Consider the following 14155-nt stretch of genomic DNA (forward strand, 5'->3'; position numbering starts at 1 on the left):
ATAGAACAAATACGTTGTCCGTTCGAAGAGTTTGAGGTGTTGGATTTTTTGGGTTCGATAGTCATGAATGCGTTGTGTCCAGTCACCGCACGACTTACATTTATGACTCTTCTTTGGAACCTCCACATAAAGATGAAAATCTCCACCGATTTCTTCACTTTTCTTGATAATTACACTTTGTAGTCCTGGTACCGGGATGTTAGAATACACCTACACGCAACTCCTTTACTGATTTGTTTCTCGTCAATTCAAGTGTAGTAAAGATTGGAGCTTGCGTGTTTTTTTATGCCAAATTTTCTACGTACCCCAACAAATATTTTAGAGCCAATAAAAAAACAGACCCCCTCTTAAGGGCGTCTGCACGTTATTTACATAATTGAAGCAATGCGTCTTTACCTGTCATGCCTTCTGTCCATCCATAAGCTTTAGACCCTATCGTAATCTTCTCAAGTGGAGCATGTAAGAGTTGGTCGATGGTTCGTACACCAACTGCTCGGCCTGCTACTATTTCTCGGTCTGCAAGTTTCTCATTAAGTAAGTCAACATCGAGCGCTCCACACATGATGTAGCCAATGTCGTTTGTAACGACTAATAAGGTTGTCTTTGGGATTTCCACTGATATAGCTGTAAAGGGATGCCCATCGAGTAAAATTGGTTCCACATTCATCATGACCCCCACTCCCTTCTACTCCTAATTTATGTAGGAATAGAAGCGAGAGTGACGACTAAATGCGCTCCACACGTTGCAGTGTCTCTGTAAGCAAGTCCCTTAGAAATTCGGGCATGTAATATTCTTTCTCACGACTTTGAGCAATTTCTGGAAGTAAGCGACCAAACGTAAACATATCCGCAGTCGCGATGGTATACGTTCTATGCCGGTCAATCGGTTCTCCATCTAACTCAATACGCTCAAGATGCTCATGACCCTCAGCGTCTTTCCGTGTGAACACGTCTAATCCTGAGTAGATCATCTTGCCAATGACCTCTCCTCTAAAGCCAAATCCCTTTAATTTCAGCTCTGTAAACCGTTTCGTCAACGATTCACGTACCACCTCTGTTAACTCGTCACCTGTTAACTTTACGGTACAAGGGTTTATTGGGTGTGGACAGATTCGGTGCACGTCACCGCGGGTTACATGACCTTGTTCCAAGGAATCCAATAGCACTCCAGCATTCAACATAGCAACAGGCGCCCCTGTCCACATCCTGACAGTTTCCACCAGTTCACGAATTAACAGCGTTTCCTGGAACCAGTTAACAGAAAGAGGCTCTTTCACATGAGCAATGGATTGGTCTAGGTAGCTGAAAGCCTTGTTCGAATACTGTTGTAACGTAGCTTCAGTCTCTTCATCTTTCATGAATGTGGCAATTGAGTAGGCTGATGCAGCTTTGGAAGTTAACCTCTTATCTTCTGCATCGTATTGTAGATGAACTTGTCCAACATAATGTCCATGCTTGCCGGCAGCAGTGAGCAACGTATCATTCACCCACTCCCCCTGCTTGAACAAGTGATGGGTATGCCCTCCAATAATAACTTCAATCTGTGGAAAGCGGCGAGCAATCTCCTCATCATCATTGATCCCTAAGTGAGATAATAAGACGACGATGTCTGCCTTCTCTTCGACAATGGGAACTAGCTTCTCTAACTGTTCATACGGAGATGACACGTCCCAACCTAGCTGACGATAGAAAGCTTGGAAAGGGGCCGTCAATCCAATCACCCCGATTCTTGTACCAGCCTTCGTTTCCTTTATGGTGTAGGATTTCAGCCATGCAGGTTCTTGTTCTTCCGAATGGAGATTCCCCACAATAACATCAAAGGTCGCCTCATCATAAAGGTGATATAAATCTTGATATGAAAGCGTAATTCCTTCGTTATTTCCTATCGTTACAAGATCATATCCTGCCTCATTAAGAAGCTCAACGTTCGCTTTCCCCATCATCGCCTCTGATATAGGATGAAAGCGATCGACGTGGTCACCCACATCAAGTAACAGCATTGTTTCATCTCTTCGTTGGTGATGAAGCTGTTGCTCTTTCCAATGACCGATAATTGAAGGCCAATTCTCAAAGTGACTGTGCAAGTCATTTGTATAATAGAGGTATATATTCTCCTTCATAAGATCTCACTCCTTAACGAACTCCGTCCCAAATCAATCTAATCCCTATAATAACGAGGAGCACGCGTAAAATCCATTCAACCGATTTACTATTTAAACGTTGGTTGAGTTTCGCACCGAGGGTACCACCTATCCATGCCCCAGGAATAAGGAACAGTGTATATAACCATTCCACGTGACCTAACACGATATGTGTAAAAGAACTAAAGATGCTAATCGCAAAAATAATAAACATCGATGTAGCGGTAGCCACATGAGGAGGGATAGCAAAGAACATAATCATAATTGGAACGAGTAAAGACCCTCCTCCAATTCCGAATAAACCTGAGAGCATTCCCACACAGAATGAGAGAACGACACTCAATAGGATGGGCACGTGATACTCGTGTGTCTCACCATCCAACGTAACGGCCCTCGACAGTGCCCACTTAAACCTCGTACGTTTGCTCCCCTGACGTTTAGGAAGAAAGAATAACCCTGTCACAAGTAACATTAATATGCCGAACCATAGGGTAAAAGCATCTGCATGAATATATTGGTTGAGGAGAGAGCCGACAATTCCTCCAGGCAAGCTGCCTATCAGCAATAACCCTCCAAGTTTTACATCTGTTCGATTTCCTTTCACGTACGTAATAGTAGAAGATAATCCTGTAAAGATCATTAAGAAGAGGGAGATCCCAACAATTTTTTGAGGAGTCACCCAACTAAATTCCGGCACGTATGCCTCTAGAAGCAGTAAGCTTGGGACAATAATAGTTCCACCACCAAGACCTGCAACACTTCCTAATAATCCGGCAGTAAGACCAATTAGTAACATGATGATAAATGATGTCATAGAGCTGTGTTCCTTTCTTATATCGATGTACCAGTCTTAATCTTACCATCTTTTCAAATTCAAAAACATAAAGCAGCAAAGAATGAAAAAAACCCTTTACTCCGTATTGGAGTAAAGGGTGGAATTGTTCGATTAACCGATGGAACCTTCCATCTCAAATTTGATTAGACGGTTCATTTCTACGGCATATTCCATTGGAAGTTCTTTCGTGAATGGCTCAATGAAGCCCATTACGATCATTTCCGTTGCTTCTTCTTCTGAAATACCACGGCTCATCAAGTAGAATAGCTGCTCTTCAGACACTTTAGAAACTTTCGCTTCGTGCTCAAGGGAGATATTCTCATTGTGAATTTCGTTGTATGGGATGGTATCTGATTTAGATTTGTTATCCATAATCAGCGTGTCACATTCAACGTTTGCACGGGCACCGTGTGCTTTCTTACCGAAGTTTACGATTCCACGATACGTTACGTTACCACCTTGCTTGGAGATGGATTTAGAAACAATTGTGGAGGACGTATTTGGTGCAAGGTGAATCATTTTCGCACCCGCATCTTGGTGTTGTCCTTTACCAGCAAGAGCGATGGAAAGTGTCATTCCACGTGCGCCTTCACCTTTAAGAATCACAGAAGGGTACTTCATCGTTAACTTAGAACCTAAGTTACCGTCAATCCATTCCATTGTTGCATTTTCATGAGCAACAGCACGTTTCGTAACAAGGTTATAAACGTTGTTCGCCCAGTTCTGGATTGTTGTATAACGGCAATACCCGTCTTTCTTAACGACAATCTCAACAACGGCACTGTGCAAGGATTGAGTCGTGTACGTTGGAGCTGTACAACCTTCTACGTAGTGAACGGAAGCTCCTTCGTCCACGATAATAAGCGTACGCTCAAATTGACCCATGTTCTCAGAGTTAATTCGGAAGTAAGCCTGAAGTGGCGTCTCTGTCTTCACGCCCTTAGGGACGTAAATAAAGGAACCACCAGACCATACCGCGGAGTTAAGTGCAGAGAACTTGTTGTCAGAAGGTGGGATAATCTTACCAAAGTGCTCTTTAAAGATGTCTTCATTCTCACGTAGAGCAGAGTCTGTATCTTTAAAGACGATTCCCATTTCTTCTAACTCTTCTTGCATGTTGTGGTAAACCACTTCAGATTCGTACTGAGCAGATACACCCGCAAGATATTTTTGTTCGGCTTCTGGAATTCCTAGACGGTCGAACGTTTGCTTGATCTCATCTGGTACCTCATCCCACGAACGCTCAGAGCGCTCTGAAGGTTTTACGTAGTACGTAATTTCATCGAAATCAAGTTCAGACAAGTCGCCGCCCCATTGTGGCATTGGCATCTTATAGAACAGGTCCAATGATTTCAAACGGAAATCAAGCATCCATTGCGGTTCACTCTTAATTTCAGAAATCTTCTCGACAACTTCTCTCGTCAAACCACGTTGCGTACGGAAAATTGAAATATCCTTATCATGAAACCCGTATTGATATTCTCCGATTTCTGGTTCTTTCTTAGCCATACATCGTACCTCCTTTAAGGTTTATCACTAAATCACGTTCCACTTATTGCTCATCGACACCCTTTTCCATCGCTTTCCAAGGGAGTGTTGCACACTTAATACGAGCTGGGAACTTAGAAACGCCTTGTAGCGCTTGAATATCTCCAAAATCTATATCTTCATCAATGTCCTTGCCTTGCATCAAGTCTGAGAAAGCGCCAGACATCTTCACGGCTTCGTCAATACTTTTCCCTTTAACAGCTTGCGTCATCATCGATGCAGAGGCAAGTGAAATTGAGCAACCTTCACCATCAAACTTTGCATCTGTGACTGTGCCCTCTTCAACTTGAAGCTGAAGCTGAATGCGATCACCGCAAGTCGGGTTATTCATATTGACGCTCATCACGTCACCTTCTAAAGTTCCACGGTTGCGAGGATTTTTATAGTGATCCATGATGACTTGTCTGTATAGTTGATCCAAGTTGTTAAAAGACATCACCAAAAAACTCCTTTGTATTAACTAATCCATCGACGAACCGGTCTACGTCTTCTTTTGTATTATATAGGTAGAAGCTTGCGCGTGCAGTTGCAGAAACTTCAAGCCATTTCATGAGCGGTTGTGCACAATGATGACCTGCTCGAACTGCAATTCCTTCAGCATCAAGGACGGTAGCTACATCATGGGGATGAACGTCGTCTAGATTAAAGGTTACAAGACCCGCTCGCTCCTTCGGTCCATAAACGGTTACCCCTTCAATCGTGCTTAAACGGTCCATTGCGTACTGTGCTAGTTCTTTCTCATGTGCCTCAATCTCATCTAACCCTATTTCAGTTAAGAAGTCGATTGCTGCACCTAATCCGATAGCTCCTGCAATAATTGGCGTTCCACCTTCGAACTTCCACGGAAGCTCTTTCCAAGTCGATTCGTATAAACCGACAAAGTCAATCATTTCTCCACCAAACTCAACAGGCTCCATTTGTTCGAGTAGATGTTTCTTCCCATAGAGCACTCCAATTCCGGTTGGGGCCCCCATCTTGTGACCTGAGAATACGAAAAAGTCACAATCTAAGTCTTGCACATCAATCTTCATATGAGGTGCACTTTGGGCGCCATCAACGAGCATGACAGCACCGTTTTGGTGAGCGATGTCTGCAATCTCTTTGATTGGGTTAACAGTTCCTAGAACATTAGACACGTGCATCACTGCGACAACTTTCGTGTTCTCCGTAATCGTTGCCTCCACGTCTTCAATGGCTAATGTGCCATCTGGCTGCAACGGAATATACTTCAGTGTCGCACCTGTTGCTTTCGCAGCCTGTTGCCACGGAATGATGTTGCTGTGGTGCTCCATGTAGGTGATAACAATTTCATCGCCTTCCTGCAGGTTCTCACGCGCATAGCTGTACGCTACCGTATTAATGGAAGTCGTTGTACCACGTGTGAAGATGACTTCTTGTGTGCTTTCAGCATTAATAAAACGGCGAACCTTCTCACGTGCTCCCTCATAACCATCAGTGGCTTTCGTACCAAGCGTGTGAACGCCACGGTGCACGTTTGAGTTGTATTCACGGTAATACTCCTCAATGGCTTCTATAACCGCGTTCGGTTTTTGAGACGTCGCTGCGCTATCGAGATAAACTAATGGGTGTCCGTTCACTTCCTGATGTAAAATCGGAAATTGATCACGAACAGCTTTCACATCCATTAGTATACTTTCCTTTCAATAACCTCAGTCAGCTGTTGTTTAACGGCTTCAATTGGAAGCTGGTTAACAACAGGTGCGAGGAAACCGTGAATGATTAGGCGCTCTGCTTCTTGCTTACTGATGCCTCGGCTCATTAGGTAGAACAATTGAATTGGATCTACACGGCCAACAGATGCTGCGTGGCCTGCTGTAACATCGTCCTCTTCAATAAGAAGAATTGGGTTCGCATCGCCTCTGGCGTCATCACTTAGCATAAGCACGCGTGATTCTTGTTCAGCATTTGACTTAGACGCCCCATGCTCAATCTTACCAATGCCGTTAAAGATAGACGTTGCTTTCTCTTTCATAACGCCATGTTGAAGAATATAGCCTTCTGAATTCAAGCCGTAGTGAACGATTTTGGCTGTAAAGTTCTGTTTCTGAGAACCACGGCCAACTGCTACCGTCTTCGCATCTGCGTAAGAGTTATCGCCCATTAGGTACGTAATGTTTTCAGAAGCTGTATTTCCGTCATTCATTTGGCCAAGAGCCCATTGAATGGAAGCATCACGATGAGCAATTCCACGACGGTTCACATAGCCTGTCATGCCTTCACTTAAGTTATCCACTGCACCAAAGGATACTTTCGCATTATTTTGCGCGATGACTTCTGTTACGATATTCGCAACTGATGGTTCATTACCTTCTGGTGAAACGTAGTTCTCTACGTACGTAACAGAGCTTCCTTCTTCAGCTACTAACAGAACATGATTGTACAAGCCTGCGCGTACATCTTCTTGCCAGAAGATTGTTTGTAGGGGTTGTTCCACCTCTACATTCTTCGGTACGTACACGAATACGCCACCATTCATGAGAGCTGCGTGCAATGCAGATAGTTTATTCTCATCTACTGCTACGCCTTCTTTCATGTAATACTTCTGAACAAGGTCGCTATGGTCACGAAGCGCAGTAAAGATATCTGTGAAAATAACACCTTGTTGCTGCAATTGTTCAGATACATGATTGTATGCAACGGTATGATTACGTTGAATAATCAAGTTGGACTGCTCTTTATTCTCTTTGTCTAGAAGGCTGCTAACGTAGGATGGCAGCTCATCAAGAGAAGCAATTGCTTCTCCATCAATGTCATGTTGGAAATTCGTGAAATTCCATTTATCAATTTTTGTTTTATCCGGCTTAGGAAGCTCTAAAGATTCAGCTTGCTCAAAAGCCTGCTGACGGAATTCTTTCATCCATTGTGGCTCTTGTCTTTGTGCGGAATAATCTTCGACATATTGCTTGTCAAATGGAAGCTGTGTATCTACAGTCATAGTAACCCTCCTTTTACGCTTGTTCGCCTACAGTTTCATCTTCAATTCCTAGTTCTTGTTTTAACCAGTCGTACCCTTCAGCTTCTAAGCGCTCTGCAAGCTCAGGTCCGCCTGATTTCACGACACGGCCTTGCATCATTACGTGAACATTGTCTGGTTGAATGTAGTTAAGTAGACGTTGGTAGTGTGTAATCATAAGCACACCAAATCCGTCTTTACGTTCTTCACGAAGCTGGTTGATTCCTTTAGATACAACTTTAAGTGCGTCAATATCAAGACCAGAGTCAATTTCGTCTAGAATCGCAATTGCTGGTTTAATCATCATTAATTGAAGAATTTCGTTACGTTTCTTCTCACCACCGGAGAACCCTTCGTTTAGGTAACGAGTTGACATGCTTTGGTCAATATCCAATGTATCCATGTTCTTATCCATATCTTTAATGAACTGCATAAGACCAATCTCATCGCCTTCTTCACGGCGTGCATTAATAGAAGAGCGAAGGAAATCAGAGTTTGTTACTCCGCTAATTTCACTTGGGTACTGCATTGCTAGGAATAGACCTGCTTTTGCGCGCTCGTCTACTTCCATTTCAAGAACATCTTCACCGTCAAGAAGAATGGAACCTTTCGTTACTTCATATTTAGGGTGTCCCATAATTGCAGAAGAAAGTGTGGATTTACCTGTACCGTTCGGACCCATTACTGCGTGAGTTTCCCCACCTTTAATCGTTAGGTTTACACCTTTTAGAATTTCTTTTCCTTCGATTTCAACGTGTAGATCTTTAATTTCTAGAGTTGATCCAGCCATATTGATACCTCCAATAGTGGTTTTATGTGCATTGGTTCATTAGGAACTTACATTAGTTTCATTCTCAATCTATTCTCATTACAATCTTATATCATATGAAATGTATAATCAACTTTTTTGGAAAGAGTGGAGACTGATTACCTCGACCTCATCCCTTAGTAGGAGTTCCCAAATAATCTCTGTTTAGGGTATCCATTTCCATTACGTCCATGCTAACAATTTCTCAGCAAAATAAAAACAGGTAACGACATAATCGCTACCCGTTCTTTTATCATCGATGAATTTGACGACTCATATCAATTCCTACTTGTAAGCATTTCGTATAATCTTCTTCTCTTCGCTGTTCCACAATCAATCTTTGGTCTAAACGAGAGCTGTACTCCGCATAGCTAATGCGATGCGCCTGCTGCATAGATTTCTCCATTTCAGGTGTGTAGTTTAAGTTCAGTTGGTCACTAATAGTGAATCCATCCCTTCAGGTTTTTAACTACATGTTAAAGATTACCACATAACTAATTCCCTCAACAAAGCTGGTTAAACCTGTTAAAACGGGATGGAAGGAGGTGCAACGGAACCGCTTGTAAATAGCGGGCGATTTCATTTGATTTTATCGTTTTACTCTTGATTTGTATCGAATTAAGCGGAATTTGCCTAAGTGGATTAGTGCTTTAACTCATTCATGCTTTCTTGGACAAGCGTAACAGCTTGACTGAGAGCAGCTCCCCCACCAAATGCAGACGCAACACTACACGCTTCTAACATTTCTTGTTCTGACGCTCCTTGGTCTAAACAGCCCTTAGTATGATAAATCATACAATATTCATCTTGTGTGGCTACACTAATCCCTAAGGCGATCAATTGCTTCTCCTTCTGAGAAAGCGTTCCTTCGGTAAAGCATGCTTCAGTAAAGAGGTTGTAGTAATGCGCAACATCAGGAAGCTTCTCTTGGAAATGACCGAGTCCCTCTTTGTAATTGTACAGCGCTTGTTCTGTTGAATGTCTACCTTCGTGTTGTTCCATGTACAGACCCTCCTAATTTGTAATGGTTCGTACGTTTAGTATGACCTCATAAAGAACAAGCTATCCAGAATCCAACTGGTCATGTGCTTTCCTTATCGTAAGGATGATATGTTAGGATAAGAGCGTTGTAAGTTAGAAGGAGGAATCACTATGAAAGCACCGATGTTCACATTGCCGACCATAGACGAAGAATCGAGTTACTCTTTATCCGACGACCTCGGCAAGATCGTTATCCTGACGTTCTGGGCTTCATGGTGCCCAGATACGGCTAGAGATTTACCGAAGAAGGAACAGTTTCACCAGTCAGCGGATTCAGATATGCTGTCCATGGTGACGATTAATGTACCTGGACGAGAGCGATCAGACGAAGCAGAACTCCAGTATGCGAATAAGTACTTAAGTCAACTAACGTTAAAGGACAGAGGACGAGAAATTTATGACAAGTATGGGTGTACAGGTGTACCCACTACGGCAATTATTAATCGTGAAGGCGATATACATGAAGTATTTGGAGATAAGGCTTCTATGATGGAAATCGTTCAGTCAGTAGGACAATTACTCGCAAGGTAAGTAAAACAATGATTCAAGCGCGAGTAAATGCCGATAAGGACCTTTCTTCTTAATAAGGTGCTTTGGAATCCGATACAAAGCTTGTTCACCAAGAACGAGCTTTGAGAATATCGGAGTAGAGCTCTCTAATTCCACATCTGACGCCAATTTGGTCGTACTTATGACAATAGTAGAATGGTGTAATTTAATCCACACATCCTCCCCCTCTGCACGTAAATGAACAGAGAATGGACGGGTTTCATAGAACTGGGCTAAATCTTGACGACTCATTACGCGCTCTTTCCAGTGCTGCACCTGCTGAAGAAGCATGACCTTCCACCCCTTTTATCGTTCTTCTAATACAATACGTGCAAGATAAGGCTCATTCCTCTATATAAAACACGACATCTTCTTCTCAATTCTGACAAAAAAAAGAGCCCTTACGTATAAGAGCTCACCTGTAGTGAAGAATGGTTTCATATAAATAAGGAACAGATTGAAATGCATAGATACGTTCCTCTACCTTTTCCCCGTTCAGGATTAACAAACAAGGAACACTCTCAACTTTGTAAATTTGCATGAAATCGGGAAATAAACTCGCATTCATTTCATGAATCGTTGCTCCTTCAAGTGTTTGTTCAACTGTGTCCAACATCTTCCTCGCTAACTTACAAGTTCCGCAGAACGGTGTATAAATATATAGGAAGGTATACGGACTCGGGGTATCTAATTGTTCAAGTTGTTCAATTGGAATCATACAATCCACCTTTATTAGAAAGATAAATCGGTTTAACATCGAAATGATTGCTAACGAGTGCAGTTGCCAACACCGTCTCAGGCGTTGCTGCCACCTCTCGAAATGATTTATCTACATATATGTGCTCAGCATGTGGAAGTTCATAAGACAGCTGCTTTCGAAGTTTATGGCCTGAGTCATCCTCATCCACTAATACGAAGACTTCTTTATAGTCTAAACCGTACCCTTCAATAAGCTCTTCAAGACGTTCAACACCCAAAGTGCCATTCGTACACACTATTTCAATCTGCTCTTTAGCACTTAGCACTTTAAGAATTTGTTTCTTATCCGTTCTGCCTTCAACGATAATCACTTTTTCCTTCTCGACCATTGCGACCACCTAATTTCTAATTAGATTATCTATAGTGTATGTTACTAGTATACAACGTTGCTTATTAGAACTGAATGAAAGATCAGATAATTGCTAACTCCCATGCTGCATTCTCAGAATACGCTAGATTCACATCAATTCATGTATTAAAAAAGGCGGCAGTGTTAAACACTGCCACCTCCTTTTAACACCAGCCTTGTCGGCAATCGGTATACTTATCTACCTTAGCGGGGTCGGACTCACCGCGCCATTCGTTAGAACCATTGCTGGAAACAGCTTGGCCTTTTGCAACAGCTTGAAGCTCTTCACGTCGTTTACCTTCTGGACGTTCTTTTCGCTTGTCTGCCACTCGAATCACCCCTCATGTATAGGATGTCCGACAGGGCTTGTGCTAGTAATGAAACTTATTCTTCACCAATCATTTTTTGGTAGTCGTCAGCTGACATCAATTTTTCAATTTGAGAAGAATCAGATGGTTCAACTGTAATCATCCAAGCCTTCTCATATGGGGATTCATTAACAAATTCAGGGCTGTCATCAAGCTCTGAATTGATGCTTACAACTTTACCGCTGATTGGAGCGTATAACTCGGATACGGTCTTAACGGACTCCACGCTTCCGAAAGGCTGGTCTACTGTAATTTCGTCTCCTTCTTCAGGAAGCTCCACAAATACAATATCACCTAGCTCAGACTGAGCGTGATCTGTAATTCCGATACGCACTTGTTCTCCTTCAACTTTCACCCATTCGTGTTCTTCTGAATAATAATATTCTTTTGGTAAGCTCATCGTTTACAACCTCCAAATGGTTTGTTTTTTACATTTCATGATTTCAATTTGGTTTCTCACATACAAATGTAAGTTCTTTTCGGACGAGATACAATCCTTATGCTCAACTTACTTCCACGTTTCTTCAAAGATTTCCTCTTTAAACCCAACGGTTACATGACTGCCATCTGTTACGATTGGGCGCTTCAGCAACATCCCATCAGAGGCCAGCCACTCTAATTTCTCGTCATACGTTGCATCTAGAAGCTTGTCCTTTAATCCAAGTTCTCGATATTTCTTCCCGCTCGTATTAAAGAATTTCTTAATGGGTTCATTGCTCAATTCAATCATTTGAGCTAATTGTTCCTTCGAAGGGGGATGTTCAACAATATGCACACTTTCATATGTAACGCCATTCTCATCCAGCCATTTTTTGGCCTTTTTACATGTACCACATTGGGGGTACCAATAAAACGTAATCATAAAAAAAACACCTCCCTAACTAATCAGGCACATTTTATCATAATGAACAGGCAAATCCTATGTGAAATAGAGAAAAGAGAGCACAGTATAACCATGCCCTCTTTTATTGGTCCTTACTCTATCTAGGTTGAATGTTAAATAACGTATTTCTCTTCTTCGATAATCGCTTTTGCGATTTCGCGTTTCTTCGCAATCACGTTCGTTGGGGTGTGACGCGTTAGCTTGCGTAATGCAGAAAGCATCATGCGTAACTGATCGCCTTCTTCGCTTGCGATAAGCGTTTCTTTCGCATGCGCCTCAATACGATTGAATGATTCTTGAACGAATACTTGCGTATAAAGAAGCTTTTGCACGTTCTTTTCTTCACCATTCTTCAAGATTGCCTTTTCTGTACGAAGGATTGCTGACTCCATATTGTAGATCTCAGAAACGATATCCGCAATGTTTACGAGTAGTTCTTGTTCGCGTTCTAATTTCTCACCATATTTCTGAGCAGCTAAGCCAGCTGAAAGGAGTCCAACCTTTTTCGCGTTACGCAGCAAGAACTTTTCTTGTTCGAGCGTTTCAGTACCTGGCTCTTCAGGCATCATCATCATGAGCTCCTCTTGAAGCCCTTGTGCCTTCTGAAGAAGTGGTAATTCACCTTTCATCGCCTTTTTAAGCAATGTTCCGGGCACAATTAGTCGGTTGATTTCATTCGTTCCTTCGAAAATTCGGTTAATACGAGAGTCACGGTACATCCGCTCTACTTCATATTCCGCCATAAACCCATAACCACCGTGAATTTGAACAGCTTCATCAATCACATAATCCATTAACTCTGTCGCAGAGAATTTACCAAGTGAACACTCAATCGCGTATTCTGCAATAGCTGCCGCTACCGCTTTGCCATCTTTCAATTGCTCTGGAGTTAGATTACCCATACGTTGTTCAAATAAGCCAACTGTACGGTAAACGGAGCTTTCATGAACGTAAGTTTCTGTCGCCATCGTTGCTAATTTTTCTTGTGTTAAGGAGAAGCTTGAAATAGGTGTTTTGAACTGCTTGCGCTCATTTGCGTATTTGACTGCTAATTCAATGGCACGTTTTGAACTTCCAACACCGCCAATAGCTAATTTATAACGACCTACGTTTAGAATGTTAAAGGCAATGACGTGTCCTTTACCAATTTCGCCCAATACGTTCTCAACGGGTACTTCAGCATCTTCTAAAATCAGTGTACGAGTAGAAGAACTCTTAATTCCCATTTTCTTCTCCTCAGGACCTGTAGAAACGCCTTTGTAATCACGCTCTACGATAAATGCTGTAAATTTGTCTCCGTCAATCTTGGCATAGACAACGAACACATCAGCAAAAGCAGAGTTCGTAATCCACTGTTTCTCACCGTTCAAGACGTAATGTGTCCCTGCTTCATTCAACACAGCCGTCGTCTTCGCACCAAGGGCATCGGACCCTGAACCTGGCTCTGTCAATGCGTAGGCGGCAAGCTTCTCACCTGTCGCAAGTAATGGGAGATACTTTTCTTTCTGAGCATCATTACCGAAGAATACAATTGGAAGCGATCCAATTCCAACGTGTGCTCCATGAGTAACAGAGAATCCACCTGCACGGCTAAACTTCTCAGTGATTAGAGACGAACTAATTTTGTCTAACGCTAAACCGCCGTACTCCTCAGGTACATCTGCTCCCAGAAGACCAAGCTCTCCCGCCTTCTTCAATAGTTCGACGGAATATTCAAACTCATGATTTTCTAGGTTTTCAATTTTTGGAACAACTTCATTTAGAACAAAGTCCTCTGTCGTTTTCGCAATCATCAAGTGCTCATCAGAGAAATCCTCCGGTGTAATAATATCTTCAGCTGTTAGATCCTCTACTAAAAAGCTACCACCTTTAAATACTTTCTCTTTCGTTTCGCTCATCC

The 14155-nt window shown here is 42.4% G+C and carries 19 protein-coding genes; 1 reads left to right on the forward strand and 18 read right to left on the reverse strand.

Annotation, left to right across the window (positions count from 1 at the left end; all coding sequences use genetic code 11):
* The 11 genes from H513_RS0105755 to H513_RS0105805 form a co-directional block, all read right to left on the reverse strand.
* Nucleotides 1-210: transposase family protein (locus tag H513_RS0105755; protein WP_026799884.1), on the reverse strand; the 210-nt coding region annotated here is incomplete at its 3' end.
* A gap of 154 nt (nucleotides 211-364) precedes the next feature.
* Nucleotides 365-670 carry a YunC family protein gene (locus tag H513_RS0105760; RefSeq protein WP_026799885.1) on the reverse strand — a complete coding sequence of 102 codons (306 nt, stop codon included), beginning with the start codon at nucleotides 668-670 and terminating at the stop codon, nucleotides 365-367.
* Nucleotides 671-725: 55 nt separating this feature from the next.
* Nucleotides 726-2120 carry a bifunctional metallophosphatase/5'-nucleotidase gene (locus H513_RS0105765; protein WP_026799886.1) on the reverse strand — a complete coding sequence of 465 codons (1395 nt, stop codon included), beginning with the start codon at nucleotides 2118-2120 and terminating at the stop codon, nucleotides 726-728.
* A 13-nt stretch (nucleotides 2121-2133) separates the two neighbouring features.
* Nucleotides 2134-2955, reverse strand: a complete 822-nt coding sequence (locus tag H513_RS0105770) for a sulfite exporter TauE/SafE family protein (RefSeq protein ID WP_026799887.1) — start codon at nucleotides 2953-2955, stop codon at nucleotides 2134-2136.
* Nucleotides 2956-3087: 132 nt separating this feature from the next.
* Nucleotides 3088-4485, reverse strand: a complete 1398-nt coding sequence (gene sufB / locus H513_RS0105775) for a Fe-S cluster assembly protein SufB (protein ID WP_026799888.1) — start codon at nucleotides 4483-4485, stop codon at nucleotides 3088-3090.
* Between the two features lie 43 nt (nucleotides 4486-4528).
* Nucleotides 4529-4960, reverse strand: coding sequence for a Fe-S cluster assembly sulfur transfer protein SufU (sufU, locus tag H513_RS0105780; RefSeq protein WP_026799889.1), 432 nt, complete (start codon nucleotides 4958-4960; stop codon nucleotides 4529-4531).
* Nucleotides 4950-6170 carry a cysteine desulfurase gene (locus tag H513_RS0105785; protein ID WP_026799890.1) on the reverse strand — a complete coding sequence of 407 codons (1221 nt, stop codon included), beginning with the start codon at nucleotides 6168-6170 and terminating at the stop codon, nucleotides 4950-4952. Before H513_RS0105785 ends, sufU begins: the two co-directional genes overlap by 11 nt.
* Nucleotides 6170-7480: a Fe-S cluster assembly protein SufD gene (gene sufD, locus H513_RS0105790; RefSeq protein WP_026799891.1), complete on the reverse strand. Its 1311-nt coding sequence runs from the start codon at nucleotides 7478-7480 to the stop codon at nucleotides 6170-6172. The genes H513_RS0105785 and sufD overlap by 1 nt, the downstream gene beginning before the upstream one ends.
* A 13-nt stretch (nucleotides 7481-7493) precedes the next feature.
* Complete coding sequence (sufC, locus tag H513_RS0105795; protein WP_026799892.1) at nucleotides 7494-8288, reverse strand: Fe-S cluster assembly ATPase SufC; 795 nt, start codon at nucleotides 8286-8288, stop codon at nucleotides 7494-7496.
* Nucleotides 8289-8559: 271 nt separating this feature from the next.
* Nucleotides 8560-8712, reverse strand: a complete 153-nt coding sequence (locus tag H513_RS21855; RefSeq protein ID WP_169449929.1) for a YuzK family famiily protein — start codon at nucleotides 8710-8712, stop codon at nucleotides 8560-8562.
* Nucleotides 8713-8948: 236 nt separating this feature from the next.
* Nucleotides 8949-9308: a carboxymuconolactone decarboxylase family protein gene (locus H513_RS0105805; protein WP_026799893.1), complete on the reverse strand. Its 360-nt coding sequence runs from the start codon at nucleotides 9306-9308 to the stop codon at nucleotides 8949-8951.
* A 150-nt stretch (nucleotides 9309-9458) separates the two neighbouring features.
* On the opposite strand from H513_RS0105805, the gene H513_RS0105810 reads away from it, so the two are divergent.
* The gene (locus H513_RS0105810) at nucleotides 9459-9878 is read left to right on the forward strand and encodes a TlpA disulfide reductase family protein (RefSeq protein ID WP_036769390.1); all 420 of its coding nucleotides are present in this window, start codon (nucleotides 9459-9461) and stop codon (nucleotides 9876-9878) included.
* Here the strand turns inward: H513_RS0105810 and H513_RS0105815 are convergent.
* From H513_RS0105815 to H513_RS0105845, 7 genes are all read right to left on the reverse strand, one after another.
* The gene (locus H513_RS0105815; protein ID WP_026799895.1) at nucleotides 9864-10187 is read right to left on the reverse strand and encodes a hypothetical protein; all 324 of its coding nucleotides are present in this window, start codon (nucleotides 10185-10187) and stop codon (nucleotides 9864-9866) included. The genes H513_RS0105810 and H513_RS0105815 overlap by 15 nt on opposite strands.
* A gap of 124 nt (nucleotides 10188-10311) precedes the next feature.
* Nucleotides 10312-10614: a thioredoxin family protein gene (locus tag H513_RS19655; RefSeq protein WP_036769392.1), complete on the reverse strand. Its 303-nt coding sequence runs from the start codon at nucleotides 10612-10614 to the stop codon at nucleotides 10312-10314.
* Nucleotides 10601-10984, reverse strand: a complete 384-nt coding sequence (locus tag H513_RS0105825) for a toprim domain-containing protein (RefSeq protein WP_026799896.1) — start codon at nucleotides 10982-10984, stop codon at nucleotides 10601-10603. Before H513_RS0105825 ends, H513_RS19655 begins: the two co-directional genes overlap by 14 nt.
* A 184-nt stretch (nucleotides 10985-11168) precedes the next feature.
* Nucleotides 11169-11333 carry a hypothetical protein gene (locus H513_RS21480; protein WP_154655196.1) on the reverse strand — a complete coding sequence of 55 codons (165 nt, stop codon included), beginning with the start codon at nucleotides 11331-11333 and terminating at the stop codon, nucleotides 11169-11171.
* A 55-nt stretch (nucleotides 11334-11388) separates the two neighbouring features.
* A complete protein-coding gene (gene gcvH / locus H513_RS0105835; protein ID WP_026799897.1) occupies nucleotides 11389-11772 on the reverse strand; it encodes a glycine cleavage system protein GcvH in 384 nt (127 codons plus the stop codon).
* A gap of 108 nt (nucleotides 11773-11880) precedes the next feature.
* The gene (locus H513_RS0105840) at nucleotides 11881-12234 is read right to left on the reverse strand and encodes an arsenate reductase family protein (protein WP_026799898.1); all 354 of its coding nucleotides are present in this window, start codon (nucleotides 12232-12234) and stop codon (nucleotides 11881-11883) included.
* A 134-nt stretch (nucleotides 12235-12368) separates the two neighbouring features.
* Nucleotides 12369-14153, reverse strand: a complete 1785-nt coding sequence (locus tag H513_RS0105845) for an acyl-CoA dehydrogenase family protein (RefSeq protein ID WP_026799899.1) — start codon at nucleotides 14151-14153, stop codon at nucleotides 12369-12371.
* Nucleotides 14154-14155 lie beyond the last annotated feature (2 nt).

The sequence above is a fragment of the Pontibacillus halophilus JSM 076056 = DSM 19796 genome (assembly GCF_000425205.1).
GTDB lineage: Bacteria > Bacillota > Bacilli > Bacillales > BH030062 > Pontibacillus_A > Pontibacillus_A halophilus.

What these genes read in the sequence shown, in the direction of transcription:
- H513_RS0105760 (WP_026799885.1), bottom strand. Translation starts at nt 670, where the DNA reads ATGATGAATGTGGAACCAATTTTACTCGATGGGCATCCCTTTACAGCT.
- H513_RS0105765 (WP_026799886.1), bottom strand. Translation starts at nt 2,120, where the DNA reads ATGAAGGAGAATATATACCTCTATTATACAAATGACTTGCACAGTCAC.
- H513_RS0105770 (WP_026799887.1), bottom strand. Translation starts at nt 2,955, where the DNA reads ATGACATCATTTATCATCATGTTACTAATTGGTCTTACTGCCGGATTA.
- sufB (WP_026799888.1), bottom strand. Translation starts at nt 4,485, where the DNA reads ATGGCTAAGAAAGAACCAGAAATCGGAGAATATCAATACGGGTTTCAT.
- sufU (WP_026799889.1), bottom strand. Translation starts at nt 4,960, where the DNA reads ATGTCTTTTAACAACTTGGATCAACTATACAGACAAGTCATCATGGAT.
- H513_RS0105785 (WP_026799890.1), bottom strand. Translation starts at nt 6,170, where the DNA reads ATGGATGTGAAAGCTGTTCGTGATCAATTTCCGATTTTACATCAGGAA.
- sufD (WP_026799891.1), bottom strand. Translation starts at nt 7,480, where the DNA reads ATGACTGTAGATACACAGCTTCCATTTGACAAGCAATATGTCGAAGAT.
- sufC (WP_026799892.1), bottom strand. Translation starts at nt 8,288, where the DNA reads ATGGCTGGATCAACTCTAGAAATTAAAGATCTACACGTTGAAATCGAA.
- H513_RS21855 (WP_169449929.1), bottom strand. Translation starts at nt 8,712, where the DNA reads ATGGAGAAATCTATGCAGCAGGCGCATCGCATTAGCTATGCGGAGTAC.
- H513_RS0105805 (WP_026799893.1), bottom strand. Translation starts at nt 9,308, where the DNA reads ATGGAACAACACGAAGGTAGACATTCAACAGAACAAGCGCTGTACAAT.
- H513_RS0105810 (WP_036769390.1), top strand. Translation starts at nt 9,459, where the DNA reads ATGAAAGCACCGATGTTCACATTGCCGACCATAGACGAAGAATCGAGT.
- H513_RS0105815 (WP_026799895.1), bottom strand. Translation starts at nt 10,187, where the DNA reads ATGCTTCTTCAGCAGGTGCAGCACTGGAAAGAGCGCGTAATGAGTCGT.
- H513_RS19655 (WP_036769392.1), bottom strand. Translation starts at nt 10,614, where the DNA reads ATGATTCCAATTGAACAACTTGAACAATTAGATACCCCGAGTCCGTAT.
- H513_RS0105825 (WP_026799896.1), bottom strand. Translation starts at nt 10,984, where the DNA reads ATGGTCGAGAAGGAAAAAGTGATTATCGTTGAAGGCAGAACGGATAAG.
- gcvH (WP_026799897.1), bottom strand. Translation starts at nt 11,772, where the DNA reads ATGAGCTTACCAAAAGAATATTATTATTCAGAAGAACACGAATGGGTG.
- H513_RS0105840 (WP_026799898.1), bottom strand. Translation starts at nt 12,234, where the DNA reads ATGATTACGTTTTATTGGTACCCCCAATGTGGTACATGTAAAAAGGCC.
- H513_RS0105845 (WP_026799899.1), bottom strand. Translation starts at nt 14,153, where the DNA reads ATGAGCGAAACGAAAGAGAAAGTATTTAAAGGTGGTAGCTTTTTAGTA.